The sequence below is a fragment of the Thermostichus sp. MS-CIW-37 genome, assembly GCF_054060065.1.
Map to the genome: position 1 here is coordinate 55031 of NZ_JBSSCV010000017.1, position 14897 is coordinate 69927.

The following is a 14897-nucleotide window of genomic DNA, read 5'->3' on the forward strand; positions in this document are numbered from 1 at the left end:
CAGAAGCAAGCAACGCCGGGCCAAACTGCTGATGAAGATGCTGCCAGAGAAGGGCAGCCCGCCGCGGCTGGGGTAAAGTGGTCGGCTAGCTGCGCAAGGTAACCGGAAATTGTGTTGTCAACTGCGCCCTCACCTGGTTTTGCAGAGCTTCTACCTCCGCATCCGTGAGGGTGCGATCGGGAGCACGGTACACCAGGCGGAAGGCAAGGCTGCGCTGCCCTGCAGGTACTCCTTGGCCCCGGTACTCGTCGAAAAGCTGCACCGATTGGAGAAGTTCTCCGCCCGCTCGACGGATAACCTTCTCGATCTCACCAACGGCAAGGTCGAGTGGCGCAAAGAAGGCGATATCCCGATCGGCAGCAGGAAAGGGCGAAAAGGGGACAAATTGCACAATGCCCCGTCTCTCCAGGCTTTCCAGCAAGGGATCCAACTGCAGCTCAAACCCATAGACCTGATCTGGCAGCCCCTTTTCCTGACAGAGGCGGGGGTGCAGTTGCCCGAACAAACCGATGCGGGATCCCTCGAGCCACAGGCCGGCCTGGCGACCGGGGTGCAGCAGCGGCGATTGCTCTTCAGGGGGATCCAGACGAAACTCCGGGCCAAATCCCAGCCGCTCCAGGGCAGAGACCAGCAGTCCCTTGGCCTCGAACCAGTCCATGGGTCGGTTGCGGTGCTGCCAATCGTGGGGATTGGGATCCCCGCCCAAGATACCGCCGATATGCTCAGCTTCCCGGTAAGGGTGGGGGTTGGGGGGAAGGGCATGGGCAAAAACACGACCGATTTCAAAGGCTTGCAGCGGGCCGTTGCCTTGATCCCAGTTGAAGCGGAAGGCCTCCACCAGGCCGGGAAGTAGCGCATTGCGCACGGCTGAATATTCAGGCGAAAGTGGATTGGCAATCCTCACCAAAGATCCATCCTCCTCCGCTGGGCAGAGGGAGATGTGATACACCTCCGTCAGGCCAATGCCCCGCAGCACTTCTCGGATCTGGCGGGTGAATGTTTCCCGCGCCGAAAGGGATCCCACCTGCGGCTCGGTGGGTAGGGTTTCTGAGAAGCGGTCATAGCCGTAGAGACGGGCAAACTCCTCGATGAGGTCGATCTCCCGCTCAATGTCCCGCAGGCGATAGGGGGGAACGGCGACCTGCCAGACGCAGCGGGCCACGGTTGCCGTCTCGGTAGCGGGGGAGAGGGCACTCTGGGAATTGGCCCCTTCGCAACGGGAGAGCTGAAAGCCCAAGGCAGATAGGATCTCCTCCACATCCGCCGCCTGCACCTCGTCCCCCAACACATCGATCAGCCGCGACAGCCGCAATTTCAGGCTGCGTTCCAGGGGGGGCCGCCGGTCAAAGGTGGTAAGGCCGGTTACTGCTCCCCCTGCCAGTTCCAGGATCAACTGCACCGCCCGATCCCGGGCCTGATCGAGGGTGGCAAAGTTAACCCCTCGCTCATAGCGGGTGGAAGCCTCGGTGCGCAGACCTTGAGACCGGGCCGAGCGCCGCGTCACCGCTGGATCGAATAGGGCTGCTTCCAAGAAAATGCGAGTGGTGGTCGAGCCGACCTCGGTTTCTTCCCCTCCCATGACCCCGGCCAGAGCTACCGGTTGGCTGCCGGCCACAATGAGATGACTGTCGGCTTGCAAGGTGCGGGTTTGGCCGTCCAAGGTCTTTAAGGTTTCTCCCGGCTGGGCCAAGCGCACCTCGATGGTGGGTTTTTTCTTGCCCATGACCTGGAGCAGGCGCTCCCAGTCAAAGGCGTGCAAGGGCTGGCCCCATTCCAGCAGGATCAGGTTGGTAACATCCACTACGTTGTTGATGGAGCGCATCCCGGCGGCGGCCAGTCGGTGTTTTAGCCAGTCGGGGGAAGGGCCGACTTTCACCCCCTCGATCAACACGCCACTGTAGGCGGGGCAGGCTTTGGCGTCGGCAATGCGCAACTGAAAGTTGGGGATGGGCTTGGTTTGGAGAGGCTGGACGGGGGGCAGGCGCAGCGGGTTGCGGGTGAGGGCAGCCACTTCGCGGGCGATCCCCACCATGCTCAGGGCATCGGCCCGGTTGGCGGTGGAAGTGAGATCCAGCACCACATCGTCCAAGCCTAGAAGGGGGCGCACATCAGAGCCAAGCGGATGAACCTCCAGATCCAAGTCGGGCGGGAATTCGTGGATCCCTTCGGAAGATTTCTCCAGCCCCAGCTCGGCCAGAGAGCAGATCATGCCCTCCGAGATCACCCCCCGCTTGTCGGCTTTGGCAATGGTGAGGGAGAGGGCGGGCAAATGGGTGCCGGGCGTGGCCACTGCTACCAGGATCCCAGGGCGGGCGTTGGCAGCTCCACAGACAATGGTGGCAGGCCGATTGGATCCCAAGTCCACCTGGCAAACCTGCAGCTTGTCGGCGTTGGGGTGAGGCTCGGCAGCCAGGATCCTGCCCAAAACCACCCCATCTGCCCAGGTGCGGCGGTCTTCGATCTCTTCCACTTCAAACCCCGCCAGGGTGAGGGCCTCTCCCAGTTCTTCGGGTGAAAGTTGGAAATCCACCAGTTCTCGCAGCCACTTCAAGGAGATGCGCATCGCTGAGCCATCGGTGCAAACGCCGCACCCATTATCGCTCACCTGGCCCTCTTCTCCAGCCGGGATCCCGGCCCAAGATCGTGGGATGGCATAGACCCGGTTCTGGCCGGAACCGGTGGGACAGGGTGGGATGCTAAAACAGTGAAGGCGAGGGCTGAGGTCAGATCCAGCGCCTAGCAAGGTGAGGAAGGATGAAGAAAGACTGGGCAAAACGGTTGCGCAACGGGTTGATTGCCGCAGTAGCTGTGCTCTTGGCAGCAGGACTGTTTTTGGCTAACCAAGGGCGTCAGGCGGGCAGCAACTTAGAGGCTCTAGCCCAAGAAGCCATACCTTGGGAGCAAGCTCAGGCCAATGGCAAGCCTTCTTTGGTGGAGTTCTACGCCGATTGGTGCACCACCTGCCGAGCGATGGCGCCCCTCCTGGCCAATCTCAAAAAGGAATTTGCCGATCAAGTCAACTTTGTCATGCTCAATGTGGATAATCCCAAGTGGCTGCCGGAGCTGAGCCGCTACCGGGTGAACGGCATCCCTCATTTTCTGTTTTTGGATCGGCAGGGAGAAGTGCTGGGATCGGCGATTGGCGAACAGCCGCCGTCGATTCTGCGAGCCAATGTGTTGGCTCTGGCAACTGGACAGCCCCTGCAGTTGACCAACATCGGGCCGGTGTCTGAGCTGGAGCGGAGCGGGCCTATCCTCCCCAATCAGCCGGATCCCCGCAGTCATGGTTAGGAGTTTGGTCCAGGGTTTGTTGTCTTGGACACAGGCGAAAAGGTCTGACCTCGGTTTGATATTGGATAACTTCTATCCATTCTCGTAGCTCACAAGAACAGGCCATGGCTGTCGAGACAACACCGATTTTGCCGGATCCGCAACGGTTGATCCCGAGCGAGCGCCTCAGACAACTGAATGTCCGCTCCAATTCAGCCGGGCTCCGGCAGCTTTTGGGACATTTGGCGGTGATGGCGGTGAGTGGCAGCCTGTGGGTGACCCAGAAAGGTGTCAATGGCTGGATTGCCCTGCCGGCGCTGGTGGTTTACGGGGCCAGTTTGGCGACGATGTTTGCTGCTTTGCACGAATGTGTACACCGCACCGCTTTTGCCAGCCCAAAACTGAATGACGGGGTAGCCTGGGTGGCGGGCTTGCTCTCGTTTTACAACAGCACTTTTTATCGCCGATACCACAAATGGCACCACCGCTATACCCAGATTCCGGGCAAGGATCCGGAGCTGGCGGATCCCAAACCCCAGAGCTGGCCGGAGTATTTGCTCGAGCTGAGCGGCTTGACTTGGTGGATCGGCAAGGTGAAGACCTACATCCGCATAGCCAGCGGCCAGTTGCAAGGCTATCCCTACATTCCTGAATCGGCCCGCCAAGAGGTCATTCGTTCGGTGCGGTTGCAGCTAGGGGTCTACGGCCTTGGGAGCTTGCTCTCCCTTCTGCTGGGGGATCCCTGGATAGTGTGGCTGTGGCTGTTGCCTTTGGCTGTAGGGCAGCCGATCTTGCGCTTCATTTTGCTGGCAGAGCACACAGGCTGTAGCCAAACCGAGGATCCCTTCTCCAATACCCGTACCACCCTTACCCTTTGGCCAATCCGCTTTTTGATGTGGAATATGCCTTACCATGCTGAGCATCACCTTTACCCCTCCATTCCATTTCATGCTTTGGCCGATGCCCATCAATACCTCAAGCCCCATCTGGCTCATCTAGGGCAGGGGTATGTGCGGGTTCATCGTCAGGTGATTGAACAATTTCAGGCATGACTCACTACACCTGGAGCCTGAACGATTTTCAGCTACAGTGCGGGATCCAACTGCCCCAAATCACGCTCGCCTACGCCACCTACGGGACTCTTTCCCCCCGAAAAGACAACCTGATCCTCTACCCCACCTCCTATGGGGCTCAGCATCCCGACCTGGAGTGGCTGATTCGTCCCGACGGCATCCTCAACCCGCAGCGGTGGTTTATCCTCATTCCCAATATGCTGGGCAATGGCCTTTCCACTTCCCCCAGCAACGATCCAGCCTGTGGCTTGCGGGAAGATGGCTTCTGGTTTAGCCACTGGGACAATGTGCGCCTGCAGGAGAGCCTGATTCGCCAACACTTTGGGATCGAACGCATCCGCCTGATCTACGGCTGGTCGATGGGGGCTCAGCAAGCCTATCACTGGGGATCCCTGTTTCCTGAGCGGGTGGAACGGATCGTAGCCCTCTGTGGCACCGCCAAGACCACAGTTCACAATCGGGTTTTTCTGGAGAGTTTGCGCTCAGCCCTAACTGCCGATCCCGCCTGGAACGGTCGTCGATTTACGGGTGTCCCAGAGCGGGGTCTGCGAGCTTTTGCCCACATCTACGCCAGTTGGGCTGTTTCCCAACCTTTTTTCAACCAAAAATGCTATGAATCCTTGGGGTATGCCTCTCTCGAAGATTATCTAGAGCGAGGCTGGGAGGCCAATTACCGCCGCCGGGATCCCCAGAATCTGCTATCGATGATCGAAACTTGGATCCGCTGCGATATCAGCGACAACCCCATTCACCGGGGAGATTATCGGGCTGCTTTGAGGGCAATTCAGGCCCAAACATTGGTGATGCCCGCCCAGACGGATTTGTATTTCACCCCAGAAGATTGTCGAGCTGAGGCAGAATGGATCCCGAACGCGGTTTACAAGATCATCCCCTCCATTTGGGGGCACCGGGCCGGTAATCCTCATCAAAACCCCGAGGATGAAGCTTTTATTCGCACAGCCGTGCAGGAGTTCCTGGAGAGCTGAGGGCACCTACACAGATCCTACACAGATTGCAGGCGCAGGTGTTGCACCAGAGCCTGTAGCCCCAACAGGTAGCTTTGCGCCCCAAAACCACTGATTTGCCCAATCGCTACGGCGGCGATGTAAGAGTGCTGGCGGAAGGGCTCGCGGCGATGGATGTTGCTTAGGTGGACTTCCACAGTGGGCAATCCTACGGCTGCAATGGCATCTCGGAGAGCAATGCTGGTGTGGGTATAGGCCCCAGGGTTGATCAGAATGCCGACATGCTGCTGGCGGGCACGGTGAATGGCATCGATGAGCACCCCCTCATGGTTGGACTGGAGAATCTCCAGCTTCGCCCCTAGCATTTCTGCCTGCCGATGCAGAGCCTGATCGATCTGCTCTAGGGATACTGAGCCGTAGATGCCCACCTCTCGCACCCCCAGCAGGTTGAGGTTGGGGCCATGCAGTACCAAGAGGCTGAGAGGCTCGCCGCCGGGGGCAATGGCAGTCGGATTAACGACGACGATGGGATCCATCTTCTACCGGAATGGGAGCAGGTTGAGGCTGGGGGTTCCCCAGCAGGGTGTCGATCACACGTTCCACCCATTCCCGGATCTTTTCCAGCACCTTTTCTACCCAATCCATCCGATCTGCCTCGCGAGGTTTTACGAAGGGAGTTTATTCGACGGACTTCTATGATAGCGCTTCTTTCCGAGGGGTGTAGAGCTGACTGGCTGGCCGGCCTTTTTCCCCAGCAGGGATCCCTTGCTGTGGTTGCCTTTTTGCCAGATCGGAAGAAAATCCAAAGCCCCTCAGCCAGACCAGTTCTTCAGCATCTGGCTAATGGTTCTGCAGATGATCCGCAGGGTCATGGAGCGCAGCAGGATCCCCATCTGAAGGTCTGTCCCCGGCAATTCAAATCGCTCCGCCTGGCCCGCCACCGTCAAAGTTAGGGTGGATCCCCGCTGCAGGAAGAGGGCGCCGCCGGGGTTGAGATCCCGTTTCAGGGTTTGCAGCTCTTGATCGGAGGGATCCCGCAGCACCACCAGATCGCTGCCTTCGTAGGCCAAGCCCTCCCGCTCCAGGGTCTCTTCGTCGGCTTCCGCCAAAAGCAGATCCAGTTGGGGATGGCGCAGCAGGGTTTTCACCTGGCGAAAGAGGCTGCCCTGCAGGGGTCTAGAGCTGTGGTTTAGCAGCACGCCCTCCCGACAGACGGATCCCACACATGCGTTGGGGCGGTGGGACAAAATATGCTCCACCAAGGTGTGCGCCTCCGCCAAGGTGAGGCGGTTAAAGGTCAGAATCGGGATGCGGGCCGTCTTGGGAAACAGATGGTCGAGGATTGCCCCCGGCACATCCACTCCCGCGCCAATGGCAGGTTTTTGGTGCATGAGCACACCTGGCGCAGCATTGATCTCGATGATCCCCAGGGATCCCTCCTTCCAGGAGCGCTCCAGGCTGGGGGCAATGACATCGATGCCCAAGCACACCAGCGAGAACTGCTGGGCAATGGTTTGGGCCAAAACCACGTTGTCGGGATGGACGGTGGCCGTGACATCGCGGCTTACTCCTCCCGCCGAGAGATTGGATACCTTGCGCAGATAGACCGTCCGCCCCGGTTCCAGCACACTGTCCACTGTCAAGCCTTGCTCTGCCAGAAAGCGCTCCATTGCCTCATCCCATTGGATCGGCCCCAGGGGAGAAGTGGGGGTATCCCAACGGACGGGATCCCGGTTGGCCTGCTCGATGAGCTGCCCGATGGTGCTTTGGCCATCTCCCGTCACTGAGGCGGGGCGTCGTTCCGTGGCCGCCACAAAGCGGCCTCCCACACACAACAGGCGAAAATCGGTGCCCTGCAGATGCTTTTCCAGGATCAGCCGGATGGGCTCCTCAGGGGGGAGGGCTGCCACGGCTACCTCGTAGGCAAAGGCCAGTTCTTCTGGGGTTTGAATGCCTGCTGTTACCCCTATCCCCTTGTGGCCGGCCACCGGCTTGAGCACCACCGGATAGCCGATTTCTTGCGCTTGCTGCAAAGCTTCTGCCAAAGAGGCGACCACCTCTCCCTGGGGCACGGGGAACCCTTGCGCCGCCAGAAAGGCTTTGCAATCGTCTTTGCGGGTGGTGAAGTCAGAGTCGAGATGGCTGTCGCAGTGAAAGGTGGTGGCCACCCCTCGCACCTGGTTGCGACCATAGCCATACTGCATCACCCCTTCATCCCATAGGTAGTAGGTAGGGATCCCGCGTTCGTGAGCAGCCCGCAGGAGGGCATAGACCGTCGGCCCGCCGTACACCGAGTTGCGAAACAATTGCTGCAGGCGGCGCATCTCCCCTTCAACGTCGAAGGGCTCCCCTTGGGCGATGGCTTCCAGCCAATCCCAAGCAAAATAAACCGCGGCACGAGTGGTACGGCCATGCAAGGTCTGCACCGCGATGCGCACATACTCTGGAAACAGGTGACAGCTCCACTTCTGCAAGTGGAGATCCATCTGCAACCGGTTCACCTCCGTCACCAGCCGGGCAAACAAGTGGGCGTAGGAAGGATAGGATCCCTCCTGCAACTGGGGGAAATGGAAGCAGACCTTGGACAGGTAGACATCAATGGGCAGCGGCTGTGGGCACTGGGTAAGGGCAAAGTCGAAGGTGAAAGCGGCTGTATTGAGATAGGGGTTAGGGCCGAGATAATGCTTCAGGTTGAAAATGTCGAAAACATCCGACTCGCGCGCGTTGATGCGGGGCACGCCCGCCGCCTCCTGCAAAACCATAGCCGGCCTCAAGAGAAGGGAAACAACGACCTCAGCGCGGGGAAAACCCAGCTCTCCCGGCTGGGGCCGCTTCCATTATTCCCGATCCGGCCCCCATCCCCGGCGGCTTGCCCTCGCAGCACAAGGGATCCCAGCTAGCCTTTTGCTGGTAATTAACAGTTGCCTGACAGGCAACTTGGTAACTTGGAAAACCCTTCCCACCCTCTGATCGGGTTAGGGTTATTTCGAGTTGCAGTGCAACTGTTTGCCAATTCTGGGATCCCCTCTCCTCATAATGGGCAAGGGGCTGGGAGTGCTTGCCTGTAGCAGTGCTAGAGGAATGCCTCAGACTTAGACTTGTTCGGAATCACCTAACGATGGGCTTGCCAAGTTGGACTAGCGAAGGGCGCTCAGAAGCACAACATCCATAACCAGCAGCGCCCCAGCAAAGGCCAGCAGGCTGCGCACGATCTGGCGCTCTTGCTTAGAACGATGGGATCCACCCACACGAAGCCATTTCAGAGATTGGGGAAGGCGGTACAGCATAGGAGATTCGGCGGAACCCTAGGGTGATCATGCCCTATTTTGTGGGGTTTGGATTCCCCACGCTGGGGGGGGAGAAACGGCTAGCCCTGAGGGGCAATTCCCTCTAGAGTGAGGGTTAGTCCATTGCCCCTGTCTATGACCACTCCCTTGACCCAAGCCGAAACCGTTTTGCAAAGGTGCTGGGATCATTGGCAATCTCTGGCCAGCCGTCGGGATTTACAACCGGAGTTCAGGGCTCTATCCACTTTGCGCAAGCGCCTCACCGCGCGGCTGTTTTCCATTGCGGTGTTTGGGCTGGTCAACCGTGGCAAGTCGGCCGTCCTGAACGCCCTAACCGGCGAGGAGCGATTGAAGGTGGGCCCCCTCAATGGGGTCACTCAGCAGCCCCAATCCCTGCTGTGGCAGCCGGAGCCAGGGATCCCTTGGCGAGTGAAGCTGGTGGATACTCCGGGTTTGAACGAAGTGGAAGGAGAAGCCCGCGAACAGTTGGCCTGGGACGTGGCCCGCTCGGCAGATTTGATCGTGTTTGTCATCGCCACCGACCTGACCCAGTTGGAATACCAAGCTCTCTCGGAGCTGCGCACCCTGCACAAACCCATCCTGCTGGTGTTGAACAAGTGCGATCTCTACTCCGAAGCGGAGTTGCAGGCCATTTGTGCCCAGATCAGCCGCCACCTAGGCTGGGTATCGCCACAGGAGATTTTGACCGTGGCCGCCTGCCCAAAACCCCTGAAAGTCCGCACCCACTGGCCGGATGGCCGCATTACTTTGGAATGGGAACGGCCTGCACCCCAAATTGAAGCCTTGCGGGGGCGAATTCTGCAGATTTTGCAAACCGAGGCGGGATCCCTCCTGGCTTTGAATGTGTTGAAGCGGCTGGACCGGGTTCAGGCCCAGATTCTGGAAAAACAGTGGCAGCACCATGCCCCCTTTGTGGAGCAATGGGGCAGGATTTTCGCCCTTGGCAAGGGGATGGGGGTGGGCTTAGCTCCGCTGGGGTTGGATTTGCTGTTGGCCCCGCTGCTGGATGGTCTTTGGCTGCTGGGCTTGGAGATCCGGCTGCACCTGCCCCGGAGGGTCTTGTGGAAGGGGCTGTGGCGACCGCTGCTGCTCAATGGGGCTTTGCTGCTGCTAGCAGAAGGAGTAAGTTCCTGGCTGTGGGGAGGCTGGGGCAACGGCCTCTTGCCGGGTCTGGTAGCGGGGATCAGCTTGTACCGCCTGGGATCCCTGGCGCCACAGGTGCTCAGCCGGTTTGCAGCCCGAGCGTTCGGCCTGGAAGCGGGCTTGCGTGCCTTGATTGAACAGGGAAGACCGGCTGTATCAGACCGCACAACCTCCCTGCCAGGTTTTCTCGCCTAGTTCTCAACCATTTCAGCAGCGTGGTAGGAGCTGCGCACCAATGGCCCCGAGCGCACCTGGCGAAACCCCATCCGACGGGCTATCTGGCCCAGCTCGGCAAACTCCTCCGGAGTCCAGTAGCGTTCCACAGGGCGATGCGCCAAAGAAGGCTGCAGGTATTGCCCCAGGGTCAGACGGTCGCATCCCACCGCCAGCAGATCCCGGAAGGTTTCCAGCACTTCTGCGCGGGTCTCCCCATGCCCCAGCATCAGCCCAGACTTGGTGGGTAATCCAGGATTCAGCTCCTTGACCGTTCGCAAAACCCGCAAGGACAGGTCATAGCCGGAGCTGCGCCGTACTGCCTGGGAGAGGCGTCGCACCGTTTCGATGTTGTGGTTGTAGCAAACAGGCTGGGCAGCCACCACACGGGCAATGCACTCGCGATCCCCGCGAAAGTCGGGGGTGAGCACCTCGATCTGGGTGCCGGGGCAGCGCCGCCGAATTGCCTCGATGACCTCCACAAAGCGACCGGATCCCTGGTCGGGCAGATCGTCGCGGGCCACCGAGGTGAGTACCACATAGCTGAGCCCCAGCAGCTCAACCGCCTCGGCCACTTTCTCCGGCTCTGCGGGATCCAACGGTGCGGGCCGTCCACTGGCCACCTGGCAAAAAGAGCAGGCGCGGGTGCAGATCCCTCCCATCAACAGAAATGTAGCGGTTTTTTGGCTGTAGCACTCGGCTCGGTTTGGGCAGCGCCCCTCTTCGCAAATGGTGTGCAGGCCCCGCTGCTTGATCACCTGCTGCACCGCTGAAGTCTCGCTGGCTTTGCCGATGGAACGCTTGACCCAATTGGGAAGAGGGCTAACCGACATGGGAAGAACCATTGCGTTGAAGCTGGGTAGCAGCAGCAAGATAGCGCCCTTCTACAGTCGAAGGATGCAGCGCCTGCTTTGCCATTCTGACATGACGAAGCCCCGAATTTAGAAAAGGGCAGGACTGAGTCTGTGAGCTTCTCGGTTTGCACCCGCGAATCAAAGTCCTCACAGCGCTCAGCCCTGTTCAGTGGGTTTTCAGGGAGGCTAGGCCACCTGGGGAGGTGTGGTCAGCATTTGGTCGACGATGCGCTGCACAATCTGGAAGCCGGTCACCGCCTGCCAACCCAAGATCGCCAGGATCACCACGTTCAATAGAATATGCACGTTGCGCGCCCAGACTTTTTGCCCGTCTTTCATCAGCGGTGCCAGAGCCGCAGAGCTGGCCACCAAGGCCACAATGCCCAACCCGGCCAGCAAGTGAGGCCCAACAAACAGCTTGCCGTTGTTCAGGTAGGTAACCCCCATGCCGCCCAGGGCTCCGAACACCATCAACAACAAGAACAGGGATCCGGCAAGGAAATGCCGCTGACCAAACTTCCCTTTGATCAGCTCCTTGCGTTCTTCTGCCGAGGCAGTGCGCACCCGTCGCGCTTGCAGACCCAGGTAAAGGGCATACAAGGCCAGCGCAAACGCCAAAATCATCAGCACAGGATGAAAGAAGGGCAAGGCCAGCTCTAGCCAGCGGGGAAGTTGAATGCTCATAGAGACCGCGGGAAGAAAGAGGAAGATGCCCCTAAATTAACATAAGTTAATCTCTCTTTTGCCGCTCATGAGACCAAAGGGCGCGCATGGACTCCAACAGTTGAGGCACCCTCTGGGTGAGGTCTTGATATAGGCAAATTTGCTGTTGGCAGCGGGCCAGGTTATGGGCCTTGCGGCTGGGGTAGCGTTGGGGATCCCAATTCCAGTAAGCGTCTTCAAACCAATCCTGCAAAAAGCGCATCCCCAATTCCAGGGTAATCAGTTGGATCCCTTGGAGAAGGAGTTCCGGTTGTAGGGCGTGCAAGTTCCCGGTTTGGGCATAGCCCCGCAACCCGGCCAGGATCGCCTCTGGCTGAAGGGTATTTCCTCGTTTGCCCCAGGAGCGCAGGGCATCCCCCAATTCAACATAGAGATTGTGATACATAAAGGTGTCCAGATCCACCAGGCCCACAAATTGCCCCTGCTCATCGAACAAAAAGTTGTTGAACTTGAGATCGGCATGGATGATTTGAGTTGGGATCCCCGAGGGCAGCAGAAGATTGGGCACAGTTTCGATTAAAAACTGCCATTCTGCCTGCACTTCTGGGGCCGGCTCATACTGGCGTAGCTGTTGCCAAAGGTGAGCCGTATCGTGAAAATGCGGGATCTGGAAGCGAAAACGATAGTCCATCTGGGCCAAGAGTCGATGCAGGTGTCCAACGGCTGCCCCCGCCTCTTCCAGATAGCCCCAATTGGGAGGGGCTGAGTGACAGGATCCCGGCAGACAATCCATGACCCGCCACAGTCCTTCTGCCCAGGCCAAGTGCAGGGATCCATCGCGAGCGCGACGGAATTGGGGGACGGGGAAGCCGTGTTGTCTCAACCATTGGCCGATGGCTTGACCATCTTCGGTGACAGCAGGATCAAATCGGGGATGAAGGCGCTGGGCGATGAAGGATCCCTCAGAGGTGATGAGTTTCCAGGTTTGGTGAATGAGGCCCACTCGGATGGCTTCGGGTGGCTTTGGATCCCCCAGTTGAAAGTGTTGGACAAGGGGATCCAGCCAAGTCAGGTCAAGCATAGGCGAGGAACCATTCAAGCTTGGGGTGCTGGGTCGATCTTTACTGTTTTCCGAGCCCACTCAAACTGCCTATCACACTTACCGCCTTTGAGGCTTAAAGTTCTCTTAAAGTTCTGTTGAAGTTGCTTGGCGTTGGCGATTTTACCATCCTCGATAAACAGGGCAGGCTGTTTGGGAGGGTGCAGCTTTTTATGGGACCACAGCCTTTTTGCGGCTCACCCGAACGGGACTTGTCGCCGAAACCCACTGCCCCATTGGCCGAGAACTCAGGTGTCGTTGTGGCAAACCCGCGAAAGAGCCCCATTTGCTACCTTAATGAAGGTCGCTGGCCGGACAGCCGTTAGGTTCGCTCATCACCCCATGGATACCCGCCTAATCAACATTGGCTTTGGCAACATCGTCGCCGCTGGGCGTGTGGTCGCCATTGTCAGTCCCGAGTCAGCTCCCATCAAACGCATCATCAGCGATGCCCGCGAGAGGGGCCAGTTGGTGGATGCTACCTATGGTCGTCGTACCCGCGCTGTCATTATCACCGATTCCGGGCACGTCATCCTCTCCGCCATCCAACCCGAAACCGTTGCCAACCGCTTCCTGACGGCCAAGCCCGGTTTGTCAGAGGAGACCGAGTGAAAGCCCATCGCTGTAAGCCGTTTGAGAAACCAGAAGTGAGATATCCTAAAACAAACCCAAACAAGTCAATTGCCCAGCCGTCTTGCGTCGGTCTCTGTCTATGCCAACCTCTCCTACCCCGGTTTCCTCTGAGTGTACGCAGCAGCAGGGATCCCTTCCGGCTCCCACCCCGCGCGGTCGCTTGGTGGTTTTGACAGGGCCCAGTGGAGTGGGCAAAGGTACGTTGGTCAGCCAGTTGCGCCAGCGCCACCCCGAGTTGTATCTCTCGGTTTCGGTCACCACCCGCCCCCCCCGCCCCAGCGAACAGGAAGGCGTCAACTACTACTTTCGCAGTCGGGAGGAATTTCTCAACTTGATTGAAGCCAACGAGCTGTTGGAATGGGCACAGTATGCGGGCAACTTTTACGGCACTCCCCGCGAGATCGTGTTCCAAAAACTCAATCAGGGTCAGGATGTGCTGCTGGAAATTGAGCTGGCGGGGGCCCGTCAGGTGAGGCAACAGTACCCAGATGCCATTCGCATCTTTCTCTGTCCCCCTTCTCTGGAAGAGCTGGAACGTCGCATCCGCGAGCGCGGACAAGACTCAGAGGCCAGCATCGAGCGCCGCCTGGAACAGGCCCGCAAGGAATTGGATGCCCAAGACGAATTTGACTACGTGATTGTCAACGACAACCTGGAGCAGGCGCTGCAGGAGCTGGAAGCCCTGCTCTATCCCCCCTCTCCCTCTTCAAAGGAGCAGCAGCCCTAGCTTCTACAGCCCCTTCCCGGAACGCTGGTGTCGGTGGTGCAGTGGCTCCAGATTGGGCCTAGGGTTAACTTTCGGTTAAGAAAAAAGCTGCTGGGGAGGGTAGTTTGGCTTTACCAAAAAACTGGGTCTAAAGCCCCGCCCTAAGGCCTACGGCCCGCTGACGCGACCAGGGCGGCTTTTATCTTGCTAACCTGCGCTAGAGTGGGCCCATGCGCGTCCTCGAAGCCAAGCTCCTCAACGGCACAGCCCAGCAGTACCAAGCCCTGGATGAGGCCATTCGGACTGCCCAGTTTGTGCGCAACAAGTGCCTGCGCCACTGGATGGATCATCAGGGGGTGAACAGGGCCAAGTTGTACTCCCTCTGCAAGGACTTGGCTCAGGAGTTCCCCTTCGCCCAGAAGCTCAACTCCTCTGCCCGACAAGCCAGTGCCGAGCGAGCTTGGTCTGCTATTTCCAACTTTTACCGCCGCTGCCAGAACCAGGCAGCCCAAAAAGGCTATCCCCAGTTCCAGAAACACTGTCGCTCCGTGGAGTACAAAGTCTCCGGCTGGAAGCTCTCCCAGGATGGAATGTTCCTCACCTTCACGGACGGCTTCCATCGCGTAAGCGGTGCGTAGCACTATGCGGGTACTTTTGCCCTCTACTGCAACGGCGAGGCACGGCGGGACATCCTCACCCTGAAAATCAACCGGGTGCGGGTCATACGCAGGGCCGATGGGTACTACGCCCAGTTCTGCCTGGATGTAGAACGCCAAGAGCAGGTGGAGTACACCGGCCAGGTGGTGGGGCTGGATGTGGGCTTGATGCACTTCTACACCGACAGCCACGGAAACAAGGTAGAGTGCCCCAAATTCTTGCGTCGTGCTGAAAGGAGGTTGAAGCAACACCAGAGGAGACTGAGCAGAAAGTTTAAGAAGGGGGCCAAACCTCAATCCAAGAACTACCACAA

At 58.8% G+C, this 14897-nt stretch carries 14 protein-coding genes and 1 pseudogene; 7 read left to right on the forward strand and 8 right to left on the reverse strand.

The window, feature by feature from the left end; all coding sequences use genetic code 11:
• Nucleotides 1-85 precede the first annotated feature (85 nt).
• Nucleotides 86-2563, reverse strand: a complete 2478-nt coding sequence (gene pheT, locus ACVWYZ_RS09120; RefSeq protein ID WP_457466866.1) for a phenylalanine--tRNA ligase subunit beta — start codon at nucleotides 2561-2563, stop codon at nucleotides 86-88.
• A gap of 191 nt (nucleotides 2564-2754) precedes the next feature.
• Between pheT and ACVWYZ_RS09125 the strand changes: the two genes are divergently transcribed.
• The 3 genes from ACVWYZ_RS09125 (at nucleotide 2755) to ACVWYZ_RS09135 (ending at nucleotide 5329) form a co-directional block, all read left to right on the forward strand.
• Nucleotides 2755-3291 (forward strand): thioredoxin domain-containing protein, encoded by a 537-nt coding sequence (locus tag ACVWYZ_RS09125; RefSeq protein ID WP_457466860.1) that lies wholly within the window; start codon nucleotides 2755-2757, stop codon nucleotides 3289-3291.
• A 104-nt stretch (nucleotides 3292-3395) separates the two neighbouring features.
• Nucleotides 3396-4322 (forward strand): fatty acid desaturase family protein, encoded by a 927-nt coding sequence (locus ACVWYZ_RS09130; RefSeq protein ID WP_457466861.1) that lies wholly within the window; start codon nucleotides 3396-3398, stop codon nucleotides 4320-4322.
• Nucleotides 4319-5329 carry an alpha/beta fold hydrolase gene (locus tag ACVWYZ_RS09135; protein WP_011434449.1) on the forward strand — a complete coding sequence of 337 codons (1011 nt, stop codon included), beginning with the start codon at nucleotides 4319-4321 and terminating at the stop codon, nucleotides 5327-5329. Before ACVWYZ_RS09130 ends, ACVWYZ_RS09135 begins: the two co-directional genes overlap by 4 nt.
• Before the next feature lie 17 nt (nucleotides 5330-5346).
• Here ACVWYZ_RS09135 and aroQ read toward each other — a convergent pair whose 3' ends face one another.
• The 4 genes from aroQ to ACVWYZ_RS09155 all read right to left on the reverse strand — a co-directional run bounded on the left by aroQ (nucleotide 5347) and on the right by ACVWYZ_RS09155 (nucleotide 8595).
• Entirely contained in the window at nucleotides 5347-5844 is a 498-nt protein-coding gene (gene aroQ, locus ACVWYZ_RS09140; protein WP_414344089.1) for a type II 3-dehydroquinate dehydratase, read from the reverse strand.
• Nucleotides 5822-5953 (reverse strand): hypothetical protein, encoded by a 132-nt coding sequence (locus tag ACVWYZ_RS09145; RefSeq protein WP_011434447.1) that lies wholly within the window; start codon nucleotides 5951-5953, stop codon nucleotides 5822-5824. Before ACVWYZ_RS09145 ends, aroQ begins: the two co-directional genes overlap by 23 nt.
• Nucleotides 5954-6120: 167 nt before the next feature.
• Nucleotides 6121-8070: an acetate--CoA ligase family protein gene (locus ACVWYZ_RS09150; protein WP_414355498.1), complete on the reverse strand. Its 1950-nt coding sequence runs from the start codon at nucleotides 8068-8070 to the stop codon at nucleotides 6121-6123.
• A gap of 375 nt (nucleotides 8071-8445) precedes the next feature.
• Nucleotides 8446-8595, reverse strand: a complete 150-nt coding sequence (locus tag ACVWYZ_RS09155) for a hypothetical protein (protein ID WP_011429585.1) — start codon at nucleotides 8593-8595, stop codon at nucleotides 8446-8448.
• 135 nt (nucleotides 8596-8730) lie between these two features.
• Between ACVWYZ_RS09155 and ACVWYZ_RS09160 the strand changes: the two genes are divergently transcribed.
• Nucleotides 8731-9954, forward strand: a complete 1224-nt coding sequence (locus ACVWYZ_RS09160; RefSeq protein ID WP_457466862.1) for an Era-like GTP-binding protein — start codon at nucleotides 8731-8733, stop codon at nucleotides 9952-9954.
• On the opposite strand, the gene lipA is transcribed toward ACVWYZ_RS09160, so the two are convergent.
• The 3 genes from lipA to ACVWYZ_RS09175 all read right to left on the reverse strand — a co-directional run bounded on the left by lipA (nucleotide 9951) and on the right by ACVWYZ_RS09175 (nucleotide 12570).
• Nucleotides 9951-10805, reverse strand: a complete 855-nt coding sequence (gene lipA, locus ACVWYZ_RS09165; RefSeq protein ID WP_414355503.1) for a lipoyl synthase — start codon at nucleotides 10803-10805, stop codon at nucleotides 9951-9953. The genes ACVWYZ_RS09160 and lipA overlap by 4 nt on opposite strands.
• Before the next feature lie 207 nt (nucleotides 10806-11012).
• Nucleotides 11013-11510: a DUF4079 domain-containing protein gene (locus ACVWYZ_RS09170; protein ID WP_414355504.1), complete on the reverse strand. Its 498-nt coding sequence runs from the start codon at nucleotides 11508-11510 to the stop codon at nucleotides 11013-11015.
• A gap of 46 nt (nucleotides 11511-11556) precedes the next feature.
• The gene (locus tag ACVWYZ_RS09175; RefSeq protein WP_457466863.1) at nucleotides 11557-12570 is read right to left on the reverse strand and encodes a phosphotransferase enzyme family protein; all 1014 of its coding nucleotides are present in this window, start codon (nucleotides 12568-12570) and stop codon (nucleotides 11557-11559) included.
• 360 nt (nucleotides 12571-12930) lie between these two features.
• On the opposite strand from ACVWYZ_RS09175, the gene remA reads away from it, so the two are divergent.
• The 3 genes and pseudogenes from remA to ACVWYZ_RS09190 all read left to right on the forward strand — a co-directional run.
• Nucleotides 12931-13200 (forward strand): extracellular matrix/biofilm regulator RemA, encoded by a 270-nt coding sequence (gene remA, locus ACVWYZ_RS09180; protein WP_414342982.1) that lies wholly within the window; start codon nucleotides 12931-12933, stop codon nucleotides 13198-13200.
• Nucleotides 13201-13300: 100 nt separating this feature from the next.
• Entirely contained in the window at nucleotides 13301-13948 is a 648-nt protein-coding gene (gmk, locus tag ACVWYZ_RS09185) for a guanylate kinase (RefSeq protein ID WP_457384671.1), read from the forward strand.
• Nucleotides 13949-14157: 209 nt separating this feature from the next.
• Nucleotides 14158-14897 (forward strand): annotated as a pseudogene (locus ACVWYZ_RS09190) (RNA-guided endonuclease InsQ/TnpB family protein); the annotation flags it as partial.